Origin of the sequence: Xanthomonas pisi DSM 18956, from assembly GCF_001010415.1 — a bacterium.
Classification (GTDB): domain Bacteria; phylum Pseudomonadota; class Gammaproteobacteria; order Xanthomonadales; family Xanthomonadaceae; genus Xanthomonas; species Xanthomonas pisi.
Genome location: NZ_JPLE01000021.1, coordinates 25,089 through 38,611, shown reverse-complemented (window position 1 = coordinate 38,611; position 13,523 = coordinate 25,089). Strand labels below are relative to the sequence as shown.

Here is a 13,523-nt window from a genome sequence, read left to right as displayed (position 1 = left end):
GCCCTTACCAATTGCGGAAACGTTTCGGCGGGTCGTACAACCCACCGGACCAGCGCACCAGATCCTTGACCGTGCGCGCGGCCAGCAGATCGCGGGTGGCATCGCGCGGACGAATGCCCAGATCTTCCGGCCGCTTGATGACGCCGCGATCGCGCAGGTTTTCGACCATGCGTTTGTCGCGCCCCAGGCCCACGGCGGTATAGCCGGATACACCGCGAATCGCCTGCTCGCGTTCTTCCGGTGTGCGGCACAACAACAGGTTGGCGATGCCTTCTTCGGTCAACACGTGGCTGACGTCATCGCCGTAGATCATCACCGGCGGCAGCGGCATGTTGGCGCGCTCGGCCAGCTCCCAGGCATCGAGCCTGTCGACGAAGGCCGGCGCCATGTGTTCGCGGAAGGTTTCCACCATCTGTACCACCAGCTTGCGCCCGCGCGGCATCTCGCCCGGCCGTGCGGCTTCGCGTCCGGCCTTGAGCCAGGCATCGCTGGCGTGCCGGCGGCCGCGCGCATCCGAGCCCATGTTGGGCGCGCCGCCGAAGCCGGCGATGCGGTCGCGCGTGGCAGTGGAGCTGTTGCCCTGTAGATCGATCTGCAGCGTAGAGCCGATGAACATGTCGCAGGCATACAGACCGGCCGTCTGCGATAGCGCGCGGTTGGACCGCATGCTGCCGTCGGCGCCGGTAAAGAACACGTCCGGGCGCGCAGCGATGTAGTTTTCCATGCCCAGCTCGGAGCCGAACGAATGCACCGATTCGACGAAGCCCGATTCGATCGCCGGGATCAGCGCCGGATGCGGATTCAGCGCCCAATGGCGGCAGATCTTGCCCTTCAACCCCAGCGATTGCGCATAGGTGGGTAACAGCAACTCGATCGCTGCGGTGTCGAAGCCGATGCCGTGATTGAGCCGGTCCACGCCGTACTCGGCGTAGATGCCCTTGATCGCCATCATCGCCATCAGCACCTGGATCTCCGAGATCAGCGCCGGGTCGCGGGTAAACAGGGGTTCGATGTAATTGGGCTTGGGCGCTTGTGTCACGAAGTCCACCCAATCGGCCGGAATATCCACGCGCGGCAAGGTGTCGAGGATTTCGTTGACCTGCGCGATCACGATGCCGCCCTTGAACGCGGTGGCCTCCACGATCACCGGCGTGTCTTCGGTATTGGGGCCGGTATAGAGATTGCCGTGGCGGTCGGCCGCCTGTGCGGTGATCAGCGCGACGCGCGGGGTCAGGTCGATGAAGTAGCGGCCGAACAATTCCAGATAGGTGTGGATGGCACCGATCTCGATGCGGCCTTCGCTGACCAGGCCGGCCAGACGTGCGGCCTGCGGACCTGAGAACGAAAAATCCAGGCGTTTGGCGATGCCGCGCTCGAACACATCCAGATGCGCGGCCAGCGACAGCACCGACTGCACCATGTGCAGGTCATGCACGCGCGCAGGGTCCACCTCGGTCAGGCAGCGCGCCAGGAAGTCGGCCTGCTTCTGGTTGTTGCCCTCCAGGCACACCCGGTCGCCGGGTTCGATCACCGCCTCCAGCAGCGCCACCACATCGTTGGCGGCCACCACGCGGCCCTGCGGCGCCAGCGAGGCGGCACGCTGCAGGCGCTTGCGCCGGCTTTCGGCCTGGGTGTCCCACTGTCGACTCATCGCGATGCCTCACCGGGCCGAGCCCGTAATGTCAGAGTAATTACATGGTAATTATGAGATCGCGCCGTGTCTAGACGCGTTGCAGCATCGGTGCAGGACGTGACGCCGGCCGGTCAGTAATGCGACAGCTTGGCGCTTGCGGTCGCCGGTGCTTCGATATATCGTTTCTGTATGCTTCGATATATCGAATGAAAATGACACCCCGTCATCACAAGGCCTTGGCCGATCTGGATGCGTCGCAGGGCACTGCCTCAGGGCGCGGCGGCGCGCGTCTCCGTCCGCTGGGGCATGGCGATCTGCGCCTGCTGCTGCTGGCCTTGATCGAGCAGCACCCATGCCACGGCTACGAGCTGATGCGGCAGATCGCGGCGCTGTTCAAAGGGCTGTACACCCCCAGCGCCGGCGCGATCTATCCGGCGCTGGCGCAGCTGGAAGCCGATGGCTGGGTGCAGACCGATCTGGAGCAGGGCCGCAAGCGGTATCGGATCACCGACACCGGCCGCAGCCATGCTGCCGATCAGCGCGACGCCCTGGATGCGGCACTGGCGCGCACCCATCGCCGCGCGCGCGAGCTGATCAAGGCGCAGACGCCCGCACCCATCCGCGAGGCGATTCACCGCATCAAGCACGGTCTGTTCGCACGCCACGGCCAATGGAGCGAAGCAGAAACCGAACGGATTGCCGCACTGCTCAACGCCGCCGCCGACGGCATGGAGCAGGACGCACGCTGAGTGTTGAAGCATCGACGCCAGTCGATCGCCACTGGGTGCCGTGTCGCAAACATCACCGCATCCGCCTCCCCCACCACCGCCGCGCCTGGGTGCGCGACACCATCAGGAATCGCACCATCATGGCTGCACACACCAATACCCAAGTTCGTCGCGACGCGCGCTTACGCGCCGTGCAGGTGGTCCGCTGCGAGTCAATCACTCCGCAGATGCGCCGCATCGTCTTCGGCGGCAGCGAGCTGGCCGGCTTCCAAAGCGAAGCGCCGGACGATCACGTCAAACTATTCTTCCCCAATGCCGATGGCGCTTTCGTGCTGCCGACCATGACCGCGGAAGGGCCGCGCTATGCCGACGGCGCACTGCCCTCGCCCGGGCGCGACTACACGCCGCGCGCATTCGATCCGCAGAGCGGCGAGCTGAGCATCGATTTCGTGCTGCATGGAGAGGGCGTGGCATCCAGTTGGGCCGCACACGCCCAACCCGGCGACGCGCTGAAGATCGGCGGCCCGCGCGGCTCGTTCCTGGTCGCCGACGACTACGATCATTACGTGCTGATCGGCGACGAGACCGCGCTGCCGGCAATCGGCCGCTGGCTGGAGTCGATGCCGGCCGACCTGCACGCAGAAGTCTTTATCGAAGTGGCCGATGCCGACGAGCGGCAGGAGCTGATCAGCGCCGCCGATGTGGACGTGTACTGGCTGGAGCGCAATGGCTTCGATGCCGCCAGCAGCACCTTGCTGGAAGACAGCCTGCGCGATTACGAGCCCCACGACGGCGACACGTTTTACTGGATCGGCGCCGAGTCGATGCGTGCGCGGGCAATGCGCAAGTTCGTGGAAGAGCACCTGGGCGTGGACAAGGAATCGATCCGCGCCAAGGGGTATTGGAAGGCGGATCCGGCTGGGGAGTGAGGCCAAGCGCTCCTGTCTCTACCGATCGGTGGAGAGTGGCGACCAAACTACGTCGCATCTGACGAACGCCCGACCTTCGGAATCGGAAAACCTCGACCCATAAAACCACTGGACTGGCTTGCGAGACGGTCTGTGTTGTTACTTGTGCCGTACCAGCGCGTTCAAAGCGCGGTACGGCGCGTGCACATCTGTGATGACTGGAAACGGTCCTGCACCTGGGTTTGCAGCATCACCTCGAGCCGAATGCGACGAGTATCCACACGCATCGTCAATGAGAAGCGCGTGCCTACGGCACAGCCCGCGCCGCAATACTTTTAAGATCAATTGGCTATCTCGTTTGAAATCGATGCAACCAAGCATCGGGAGGCATCCATTGTGAAGATAAATGCGATCAAAAAGAGCCCGGATGCTCATTAACATGAGCCGAGCACCCAACAACAAGCTGTAGGCTAGAAGCGACGCCTGACAAGCCAGACGTCTGTGCTCCACAAAGAAGACACCGACGGTATCGATCGTCCGATCTAAAGTGAACTACTGAGGTCAGCCCATACTTTCTATGCGGCGCGCATGCAACATGGACGACACTCCGCACGCTGCGTACTGCCCCTCGGCGACACGTTGCAAGATTGATAACGCATCGATACGCAGTCGTAATCGGCTCAGGTCGTTAAAAAGGATCCGGCCAAAAAGTGAGGACTTGATACGCACGAACGCGCATAGAAAGCGACATGAGATACAACGAACGCCGGATGGCCCGATGATCATCAGTGCAGAGTTATGTTCGGATGACAACGTTGAGCAAGCGAACACAGCAACTATTGACACCCATAAATTCGCTTGCTAAAACGCAAACGCGACGACTCCCTAAATCTTTAACTGATCGGTGCACTATCACCCGATGGACCTGCTCAATCGAGAGGATTCCCATGAAAGATATGAAAGCAGATGAACGTCGCCGCTTTTTGATGGGAGCCGTTGCCACCGCGCTTTTGGCAGCCTCGCCTATCGCTGCTTACTCGGCTCAGCAAGCAGACACCACCACCCTTCAACAGGCAATGCCCAAGAAACAGGTATTAGAAGTGAAGGTTCGAGGCGATCTGAGCGAAAGGGAAATCGACCTTCAGCTAAGCCCAGGCGAAATCTCTCCAGTCCTGGTTCTACCCGACAATAGAAAATACCGCGTCAAAGCCTCCATTATCCGTGCGGACCACCGATTTGGTGACATCTACGCACTGGTGCTTGCAGATGCAAATGGAAAGACGCTTGCAGAAATGAATATTGCGGGAAACACGACCGCAACGTTCAGCGATCACCGCGTTCAGATATATCTACTTCCAATCGAGCAAGCCGCCTGATCAGGGATGATGCTCTCAAGGGCCTAGACGTTTGAAATTTTCTCGAAAAAGTTAGGGCCCGCCAATGGCGGGCCCTAATGCGAGCTATTGCTTAATTACTTCGCAGCAGCCTCGCCGGCCTTGGCCTGAAGGGCCTCGGTGGTGATGCGGATCTTGACCTCGTCGCTGACGTTCGGGGCGTACTGGCCCACGCCGAAGTCGCTGCGCTTGATCGTGGTGGTGGCGTCGAAACCGGCCGCCGGCACCTTCTTCATCGGGTGCTCGCCGGCACCGTTGAGGGTGACGTCCAGCACGACCGGCTTGGTCTGATCCTTGATGGTCAGGTCACCGGTGACGGTCAGCTTGTTGGTGCCAGCCGCTTCGACCTTGGTGCTCTTGAAGGTGGCGGTCGGGAACTTGGCCGCGTCGAAGAAGTCGCCGCTCTTCAGGTGCTCGTCGAACTTGGCGGTGAAGCTGTTCAAGCCGGACAGCGGCAGGGTGACCTGCACCGTGGACTTGGTCACGTCGGCCGCGTCGTAGACCAGGGTGCCGTCGACATTGCCGAAATGCGCGCTCGGGTTGGAGAAGCCGAAGTGGCTCCACTGCGCGAGCACGTCGGTGTGGCTCGGATCCAGGGTGTAGGTGCCGGAGGCCACTTCCACGGCCGGAGCGGTCGAGGCGGCCGGCGCAGCAGCCGGGGTCGCAGTGGTGGCAGCGGCATCGGCCGGTGCGGTGGCGGCCGGGGTTTCGGCAGCCGGCGTGGCGGCGTTATCGGCCGGCTTGGAGCAGGCGGCGATGGCCAGGGTCAGGGCGAGCGGCAGCAACAGCTTGTGGGTGGTCTTCATTGGAACTCCATGTGATGAGAGACGCGTTGGATCAACGCGGATGGGGCGAAACGCAGACGGACGAGGACTGCAGGAAACTGTAAGACGGCACACCTATCTTGCACCGCGGTGGCCAGACGGCGAAGGAGCGCAGGCGCGCAATGCGCAGTGGACATGTGGCATCCAGCGCTTCCGGGCGTCGGCCGCGCCCCCTTGCGGGTGGGCGCAATCGCTTGATCGACGATCCACAGCAATGCAGCAAAACATGCAGCGATCGGCATTGTGCGGCAGCGATGACCCTGCGCGATGACCGCAGGGCAGATACGCCGCGGCGTCGATGTCACACGCAACGCCTTACACGCCGCGCCGCTCACTGCCGCGCATTACTCAAAGCGCGCCGCTTCATCGAAGCTCAGGCGGGGCGAGCGCGGGAACAATCCGGCCGGGTCGCCGTAGCCAAGATTGATCAGGAAATTGGACTTGATCGGCGTGCCGGCGAAGAACGCCTCATCCACCTTGGCATTGTCGAAACCCGACATCGGACCGGCATCCAGGCCCAGCGCGCGCGCGGCCAGGATCAGATAGGCGCCCTGCAGCGAGCCGTTACGGAATGCGCCACTGACGCGCATCTCGCGCGAGTCGTCGAACCAGCTCTTGGCATCGGCATGCGGAAACAGGTACGGCAGCTTTTCGTGGAAGTCCTCGTCGTGCGCCACGATCACCGTGACCGGCACAGCCAGCGTCTTGGCTGCATTGCCCTCGGACAGCGCCGGCTTGAGCTTCTGCTTGCCCTGCGCCGTGGTCACGAACACGAACCGCCCCGGCGAACCGTTGGCCGCCGTCGGGCCCCACTTCAACAGGTCGTAAAGCTCGCGCAACTGCGCTTGGCTGACCGGCTTGTCGAGAAAGGCGTTCTGCGTGCGGGCGGTACGGAACAGCTGATCCAGTGCGGCAGCATTGAGCGAATCGGACATGAGCACTCCAGAAGAAGGGATGGCGCGACGGTAAGCTGTAGCGCCGGCACCAGTGTGAAGACCCGCAGTGTAGAGTGGCGCGATTGCCGCCACACGCGTTCAATCTGAAACAAATCTATGTCGGATCTGAAACGATGGCGGTGACCTGGGCGCTGAGCGACGGCCGCGCCGGCAATGCACGCCAGGCCGAGGCACTGGCGCGGGCACTGCACCCCGGGGCCTTCCGGCCGATCCATCTGCATCCGCAGCCACCCTGGCGGTGGGCGGCGCCGCGCGTGCTGCCCGGCGCGCAGGCTGCGTTCGGTGCCGCATTCGCCCGGCAACTGCAGCATCCGCCTGCCCTGGCCATCGGTTGCGGCCGCCAGGCGGCGCTGGCCACCCGGCTGCTGCGCGTCCGTGGCAGCCGTAGCGTGCAGATCCTGGACCCACGCCTGGATGCCCGCCACTGGGACCTGCTGGTCGTGCCCGAGCACGATGCGGTGCGGGGCGAGAACGTGCTCACCCTGCTCGGCAGCCTGCACCCGGTGGACGATGCCTGGCTGGCGGACGGGCGTGCCGCGTTCCCGGCCCTGGGCCGCCTGCCCGGCCCGCGGCTGGCGCTGCTGGTCGGCGGCCCCACCACGCAGGTGCCATGGACAGCACAGGACCTGGCCGCGCTGTGCACGCCGCTGCGCGAGCAACTGCGCGCGCTCGGCGGCAGCCTGCTGGTCACTGTCTCGCGCCGCACGCCAGCGGACGCCATCGCCCCATTACGGGCGGCCTGCAACGGCATGCCACATCTGCTGTGGTGCGACGAACGCGACGGCCCCAATCCCTACGCCGGCCTGCTCGGGTGGGCCGATGCCATCGTGGCGACCGCCGACTCGGTCAACCTGTTGTCGGAGGCCTGCGCCACGCGCGTGCCGGTGGCGGCCGCATTCGGCGACCGCGCCGGCGGACGCGTCGGCCGCCATGTGCAGGCGCTGCGGCACCGTCAGCGGCTGCGTGCAAGCGATGAAGTTTTACGCGCCGCGGCCGATATCCTGCCGGTGCGCGAAACCGAGCGCATCGCCCTGCAGGTGCGTGCACGCCTGTCGCGGTGAACCACGCGCCCAACGATGGCGCCCGACACAAGGATGCTGCGATCGATGAAGCCACCAGGGATCAAACGCGCAATCGGACCGGCGATCACGCTGGCACTGCTGGCCGCATTGCCGTTGGCCGCAGCCGCAACGCCTGCGTGCGTGCCGCGCTACCCCACGCCGCAGACCACCGCTGCGATGTTCGACATGGCCAGCGACACCGCGCGGGCGCTGGATGCATTGCCCGATGCACAGGTCGTGCTGTTGGCGCGTGGCGGCCAGGACCTGAGCCGTTATGGCCTGAAACATAGCCACCTGGCATTCGCGCTGCGCGACGAGGATGGTCTCTGGCGCGTGCGGCACCTGCTCAATCGCTGCAAGAGCGACGCGTCCCAGCTGTATGTGGAAGGTCTGAGCAATTTTGTCGGCGAAAGCGCAGTGAGCAGCGACCTGCGCGTAGGCATCCCGACCCGCGCAGTGCAGCAACGGCTGCACGCACTGCTGAGCGGCAACGGCAACATCGCCCACCGGCTGCACGAAACGCGCTACAGCATCGTGGCGTATCCGTTCTCCACCGAATACCAGAATTCCAACCAATGGGTACTGGAAGTGCTGGCGGTGGCCTTGGCCGCGGATGCGCAACCGTCGGCTGCCATCGCAGACCGCCGCACCGCACAGGCATGGCTGCGCACGGCGCGCTATCACCCAAGCAAACTGCATCTGGATCTCAGCCAGCGGATCGGGGCGCGCTTTGTCGCTGCCAACGCTGCGGTCACCGATCATCCGGTCGGCGAGCGTGTGTCCGGCAATTATTCTGTGGTCACCGTCGAATCGGTCTTCGATTTTCTGCATCAGCGCGACGCGGTAGCGAAGGAGCTGTCGGTCGCACGCGTCGCCGCTGCACCTGGAGAAGCGCCATGAAATACCCCCCATCCTTGTCTATTGCCGCGGTCGGTCTGCTCGCTGCAGTGACGTTGCCGTGCGCGCACGCCGGCGAAGCCACCACACCCGGCGAGAAATCCGAGTTTTACACCGCACTGTCCGTTGCCGCTCCTGCACTCGTCGTGTCGGGCGTGGTCGGCTCTACACTGCTCGCACCACTGACTGCGTCGGAGATCGTGGGCGAACACCGCCGCGAACCGCGTGCCGGCAAGTTGCCTGCAATGCGCGTGGAGACAGTCGAAACCTTGCCTGCAGGTGCTCGCCAAGTGCGCCTGCAGGACCCTCAACAAGCCGACAACACCGCATTGCTGCGCTGGCCGGCGCGCCAGGACGACCCCACTGCGGGCTTCCACGTTGGCGAGACGGTGAGCTTCCAGCCGAGCCCGGCAGGCGCAGGCTGGACCGTGCAATCCCCGCAAGGCGAGGCATTGGCTTTCGTGCCGACTGCAGAATCCGCCGCGCACAACAGCAGCAAGACCTGGTGATGCTGGAAAGCGCCGTACAGACGCGCTGGGCTGCGATGAGGCGTTGCTGACGGCGCCTCACGCACCCGCACAACGTGTTACGGGCGGTGCGCGCAGATGCATCGGACATTGTCTGGCGAACCGACACGCCGAAGTTTGTTGATGACCGCTGCGATCGGGTGACGATGGTCACTGTCTGATCGCAGGCATGCCAGTGCATGCTCCTTGCGTGTCTTCCACTGGATCTGCAATGCAGCACACGCCACTGTCGCCCATGCGCATGCTGCTGGCCGAACTGCTCGCCGGTGCGGCGTTGTGGTTCGGGATCGGCGTGCAGCCGCCATGGTGGTGGGCGTGGCTGGCGCCGGCGCCGCTGCTGTGGTTGGCCTACACGATCGAGCGCACCGCGCACGCACGCATCGCGGTGCTGATCGCCACCAGCATGGCCGCCACGCATTACGTGCCGTACTTCCGCCTGGCGATGCCGGTGCCTGCGATGGTACTGGCCACCTGTGGCATCGCGATGCTGTGGTATGCGGTGGTGATGGGCGCACGCCGGATCGTACAGCGCCTGCGCAGCGGCTGGAGCGTGTTGGCATACCCGTTGCTGTGGGTCAGCGCCGATCTGTTGATGGCGCGGTTGCTGCCGGACGGCAACTGGGGCAGCCCTGCCTACTCGCAGGCCGATGTGCTGCCCTTGCTGCAGCTCACTGCTTTGACCGGGGTGTCCGGGCTGTTGTTTGTGCTGTGTCTGCTGCCCTCGGCGCTGGCGTTGCTGCTATGGCGTGGCAACGCTGTGCGGCGTCCGCCGTTGGTCTTCGCTGCCGTGGCGCTGACCCTGGCTGCCAGCACCGGCTATGGCTTGTGGCGGCTGCAGACGCCGGTCGCCGGCACGCCACTGCGCATCGGCCTGGCGGCCATCGACGATCCCATTGGCCCGGCGGCTGTACCGGCGCACTGGCAACCGATCCGAAGTCGCTACGACGTCTTGATCGGCACGCTCGCCGCACAAGGTGCGCAGCTGGTGGTGTTGCCGGAAAAGATCGCAGTGCTGCCACCGCAGCAACTGGCGCAGTGGCAACGGCACTACAGCGCGCTCGCCCGGCAGCACCGGCTGTGGCTGCTGGTAGGCATTGCCGAACATGGCGCGCAGCCGCGCAACCTTGCCTGGTTGTTCGATCCGCAGGGCGTGCGCGTGGAGAACTACGAAAAACAGTTTCTCGCCCCGCCCGAGCGCGCGCAGCACTACGCACACGGGCAGGAGTATGCCGTCCATCACGTCGATGACCTGCGCTGGGGCTTGGCGATCTGCAAGGACATGCTGTTTGCGCGGCTGGCACGCGCCAATGGGCAACGCAATGCCGCGCTGATGCTGGTGCCGGCCTGGGACTTCGCCTATCGCGATGCCTGGATGTCGGCGCATATGACCGCGCTGCGTGGCGTGGAAAACGGCTACACCGTGGTGCGTAATGCGCGCGAAGGGCTGTTGAGCGTCACCGATGCGTACGGCCGCGTGCAGCTGCAGACCCGAAGCGCGCCGATGCCTGGGACGAGCGCAATTGTCAGCGTGCCAGTCGCCGCGCAAGTGGCAACGTTGTATACGCAGGTCGGCGATGTCTTCGGTGGCGTGTGCGTGCTTGCGACGTTGGTGCTGGCCCTGGTGGCGCATCGGCGCACTGGTCTGCCTGCGTCAACGCGCGGATAATTCGCGCTGATCGCCCACTGCCGCACCACCATGTCCACCCCATCCCCCACCCTGTTTGCCCCGCTCACCGCACGCGCCTTGACGTGGGCGGTCCTGGTGATGGGCGCGGTGGTGCTGCTGTCCAACATCCTGGTGCAGTACCCGATCAACGACTGGCTGACCTGGGGCGCGTTCTCGTACCCATTGGCGTTTTTGGTCAGCAATCTGATCAATCGCCGCTTTGGCCCGCGTGCGGCGCGTACGGTGGCCTGGTGCGGGTTCGCACTGGCGGTGGTGTTGTCGATCTGGCTGGCGACGCCGCGCATTGCCGCGGCCTCGTGCACAGCCTTCATTGCGGCGCAGCTGCTGGATATCACCGTGTTCGACCGGCTGCGCAACGGCAGCTGGTGGCGCGCGCCAATCGTGGCCACCACCTGCAGCGCCACGCTGGATACCGCGCTTTTCTGGAGTATCGCCTTTGCCGGTGCATCGCTGCCGTGGGTGAGCTGGGCTGCGGGCGATCTGGCGGTGAAGCTGGGCATGGGCGTGTTCCTGCTCGGGCCCTTCCGCGCGTTGCTATGGCGCAGCGCGCCCCGGGCGAACAGCTGAATCACCGTTGCGTCATCGCAGCGTCGCACACACAGGTCCCTGCGCTCCACACGCTCGGTCGGCGCCATCGACACGCCGTCAGCGCACGCCGCCTGCACGGCAGCCAGGACGCGTCACGAGGCGGTGTGCGCGGCACCTCAAACGACTCATGAAACACCCGCATGAAGGCATGCACGTAGCAGTAATGCTCAGGCGCAGCGCCTGACCTAAATTAGAGCGTGTTATGTACTTTGAGGTGAGTGCGAAGCGTCCTGTGGCGCGTCGAGGCAAGCCTTGCGCTGCGCGGCTTGCCTTGGCGCCAGCCAAGCCGGCGCCACGCAGCACCCGCTCCGCACCGCTGACGGCCAACGCATCTCATCTCAAAGTGCATAACACGCTCTAGGTCACCGCAAGGCGCACCACGGCGGCAGCAACGCCCACCGACTGCAGCAGGTGGGCCGCACAGCTCACCCCTTCATCCACCGGCAAACGCAACCGCAGCGGCACACCAGTCCGGCGGCGTGCACCTTCATGAGAGCCACACCATGCAACTGCGCATCCTCCTTCTGGTGCTCTTGCTCGTTTCATTCCCAACGCTAGGAGCAGACATGTCAAACGGTGCCGATAATTTCTACACCAGCGATACGGTGACCATGCAAAAGGTCACTTTCAAGAATCAGTACCGGATGACTGTGGCCGGCAACCTGTTCGTCCCCAAGGGCCTGGACACCAGCAAGCGGCATCCGGCCATTGTGGTCGGTCATCCGATGGGGGCGGTCAAGGAACAAAGCGCCAATCTCTACGCCACCAAACTTGCCGAGCAGGGCTTTGTGACGCTGTCGCTGGACCTGTCGTTCTGGGGCGAAAGCGAGGGGCAGCCGCGCAATGCGGTATCGCCGGACATCTATGCCGAAGACTTCAGCGCGGCGGTGGATTTCCTGGAAACGCAGAGGTCTGTCGATCGCGAGCAGATCGGCGCGCTGGGTATCTGCGGCAGCGGCAGCTTCGTGATCAGCGCCGCCAAGATCGACCCGCGCATGCGTGCGATCGCAACGGTCAGCATGTACGACATGGGCGCGGCCAACCGCAACGGCCTGCGTCACGGGCTCGGCCTGGCGCAGCGCAAGCAGATCATCGCTGCGGCCGCCAAGCAACGCACTACCGAATTCAGCGGCGGGCCGGTGGAATACACCGGCGGCACGGTCCTGGCACTGACGCCGCAGTCCACGCCGATCGAGCGCGAGTTCTACGATTTCTATCGCACACCGCGCGGACAGCACACACCCGAGGGTCAGTCGCCCGAGCACACCACCCGTCCGACGCTGACCAGCAACGTCAAGTTCATGAACTTCTACCCGTTCAACGACATCGAGACCATTTCGCCGCGCGCGATGCTGTTCATTGCCGGCGAGAACGCGCATTCGCGCGAGTTCAGCGAAGAAGCCTACCGTCTGGCCGACCAGCCCAAGCAACTGCTGATCGTGCCGGGCGCAGGACATGTGGACCTGTACGACCGCGTGGATCTGATTCCATTCGACACGCTCACCGCGTTCTTCCGCAAACACCTGCAGTAATCCACGAGGGCAGCGCCGATGCCAATCCTTCGCTCCAGCGCCTGCTTGCGCACCCTGGTCCTGGGATGCGCCTTCCTGGTCACCGCCTGTTCGGCTGCAACGCCACCGGCGGCGACCGCCCCACCGACACCGGAGCGCACGATGCGTATCACCCTCACCATCGGCAATGACGTCGTCGAAGCCGAACTGGTCGATCACTCGGCCACGCGCGACCTGCTGGCGCGGCTGCCGATGACCGTGTCTTTCGAAGACTTCCATGCGAGCGAGAAGATCAGCTACCTGCCGAGCAAACTCGACCTGAGCGCCGTCGGCCCTGCCGGCCCGGCGCAGGTGGGCGACCTGATGTATTACGTGCCCTGGGGCAATCTGGCGGTGTTCTACCGCGGCTATACGCCATCGCGCGATCTGGTGCGTCTGGGGCGGATCGTGTCCAACCCGCAGGCGCTGACACGTTCGGCCAGCTTCACCGCGACCATCGCACGTGCGCAGCCTGCGGCTGCGGCATCGCCACCGCATTGACGCGGCCGATCACCACCGACACGCCGCTGCGCTGCGCATGGCGTGCTGCCGTTGCTGCAGACCGTACCTGACTGCCTGCAGACACAGCCGGCGGCGACAGCCTCAGGGCAGCCAACACAACGACTGTGCTCACCACCTGGCGTGCGCGGTCGGTGCCCGGTGCAGCATCGAGCACGCGTATACGCCGGCTCCGAGCGCGCCGTCCGCACCCAGCTGACGACTGCCCGCTACGTTTGCTGGCCATTCTTACTCTGCTGCCGGGCCGCCTG

At 64.6% G+C, this 13,523-nt stretch carries 13 protein-coding genes and 1 other RNA gene; 11 read left to right on the top strand and 3 right to left on the bottom strand.

The features are described 5' to 3' along the window. Positions 1 to 4 precede the first annotated feature (4 nt). Positions 5 to 1,651, bottom strand: coding sequence for a malonate decarboxylase subunit alpha (mdcA, locus tag Y887_RS06190; RefSeq protein WP_046963507.1), 1,647 nt, complete (start codon positions 1,649 to 1,651; stop codon positions 5 to 7). Between the two features lie 194 nt (positions 1,652 to 1,845). Between mdcA and Y887_RS06185 the strand changes: the two genes are divergently transcribed. From Y887_RS06185 to Y887_RS06175, 3 genes are all read left to right on the top strand, one after another. Continuing rightward, positions 1,846 to 2,382 carry a PadR family transcriptional regulator gene (locus Y887_RS06185; protein WP_104611782.1) on the top strand — a complete coding sequence of 179 codons (537 nt, stop codon included), beginning with the start codon at positions 1,846 to 1,848 and terminating at the stop codon, positions 2,380 to 2,382. 119 nt (positions 2,383 to 2,501) lie between these two features. Then, positions 2,502 to 3,290: a siderophore-interacting protein gene (locus tag Y887_RS06180; protein ID WP_046963525.1), complete on the top strand. Its 789-nt coding sequence runs from the start codon at positions 2,502 to 2,504 to the stop codon at positions 3,288 to 3,290. Positions 3,291 to 4,255: 965 nt separating this feature from the next. Continuing rightward, a complete protein-coding gene (locus Y887_RS06175) occupies positions 4,256 to 4,645 on the top strand; it encodes a hypothetical protein (protein ID WP_425445620.1) in 390 nt (129 codons plus the stop codon). Positions 4,646 to 4,740: 95 nt separating this feature from the next. Here Y887_RS06175 and Y887_RS06170 read toward each other — a convergent pair whose 3' ends face one another. Continuing rightward, complete coding sequence (locus Y887_RS06170; RefSeq protein WP_084725942.1) at positions 4,741 to 5,469, bottom strand: YceI family protein; 729 nt, start codon at positions 5,467 to 5,469, stop codon at positions 4,741 to 4,743. A gap of 362 nt (positions 5,470 to 5,831) precedes the next feature. Beyond that, the gene (locus Y887_RS06165) at positions 5,832 to 6,422 is read right to left on the bottom strand and encodes a malonic semialdehyde reductase (protein WP_046963505.1); all 591 of its coding nucleotides are present in this window, start codon (positions 6,420 to 6,422) and stop codon (positions 5,832 to 5,834) included. Positions 6,423 to 6,556: 134 nt separating this feature from the next. Here Y887_RS06165 and Y887_RS06160 point away from each other — a divergent pair, with 134 nt between their 5' ends. The 8 genes from Y887_RS06160 (at position 6,557) to Y887_RS18695 (ending at position 13,496) form a co-directional block, all read left to right on the top strand. Further along, a complete protein-coding gene (locus Y887_RS06160) occupies positions 6,557 to 7,504 on the top strand; it encodes a mitochondrial fission ELM1 family protein (RefSeq protein ID WP_046963504.1) in 948 nt (315 codons plus the stop codon). A 45-nt stretch (positions 7,505 to 7,549) separates the two neighbouring features. Then, positions 7,550 to 8,404, top strand: coding sequence for a DUF2145 domain-containing protein (locus tag Y887_RS06155; protein WP_169749477.1), 855 nt, complete (start codon positions 7,550 to 7,552; stop codon positions 8,402 to 8,404). Continuing rightward, positions 8,401 to 8,910, top strand: coding sequence for a hypothetical protein (locus Y887_RS06150; RefSeq protein ID WP_046963502.1), 510 nt, complete (start codon positions 8,401 to 8,403; stop codon positions 8,908 to 8,910). Before Y887_RS06155 ends, Y887_RS06150 begins: the two co-directional genes overlap by 4 nt. A 229-nt stretch (positions 8,911 to 9,139) precedes the next feature. Next, positions 9,140 to 10,594: a nitrilase-related carbon-nitrogen hydrolase gene (locus Y887_RS06145; protein ID WP_046963501.1), complete on the top strand. Its 1,455-nt coding sequence runs from the start codon at positions 9,140 to 9,142 to the stop codon at positions 10,592 to 10,594. A gap of 30 nt (positions 10,595 to 10,624) precedes the next feature. Beyond that, positions 10,625 to 11,182, top strand: a complete 558-nt coding sequence (locus tag Y887_RS06140) for a VUT family protein (RefSeq protein WP_046963500.1) — start codon at positions 10,625 to 10,627, stop codon at positions 11,180 to 11,182. Positions 11,183 to 11,706: 524 nt separating this feature from the next. Next, complete coding sequence (locus Y887_RS06135) at positions 11,707 to 12,735, top strand: alpha/beta hydrolase (RefSeq protein ID WP_046963499.1); 1,029 nt, start codon at positions 11,707 to 11,709, stop codon at positions 12,733 to 12,735. Between the two features lie 141 nt (positions 12,736 to 12,876). Further along, positions 12,877 to 13,254, top strand: coding sequence for a cyclophilin-like fold protein (locus tag Y887_RS06130; protein WP_046963522.1), 378 nt, complete (start codon positions 12,877 to 12,879; stop codon positions 13,252 to 13,254). A gap of 166 nt (positions 13,255 to 13,420) precedes the next feature. Then, a non-coding RNA gene (locus Y887_RS18695) (sX9 sRNA) lies at positions 13,421 to 13,496 on the top strand. Positions 13,497 to 13,523 lie beyond the last annotated feature (27 nt).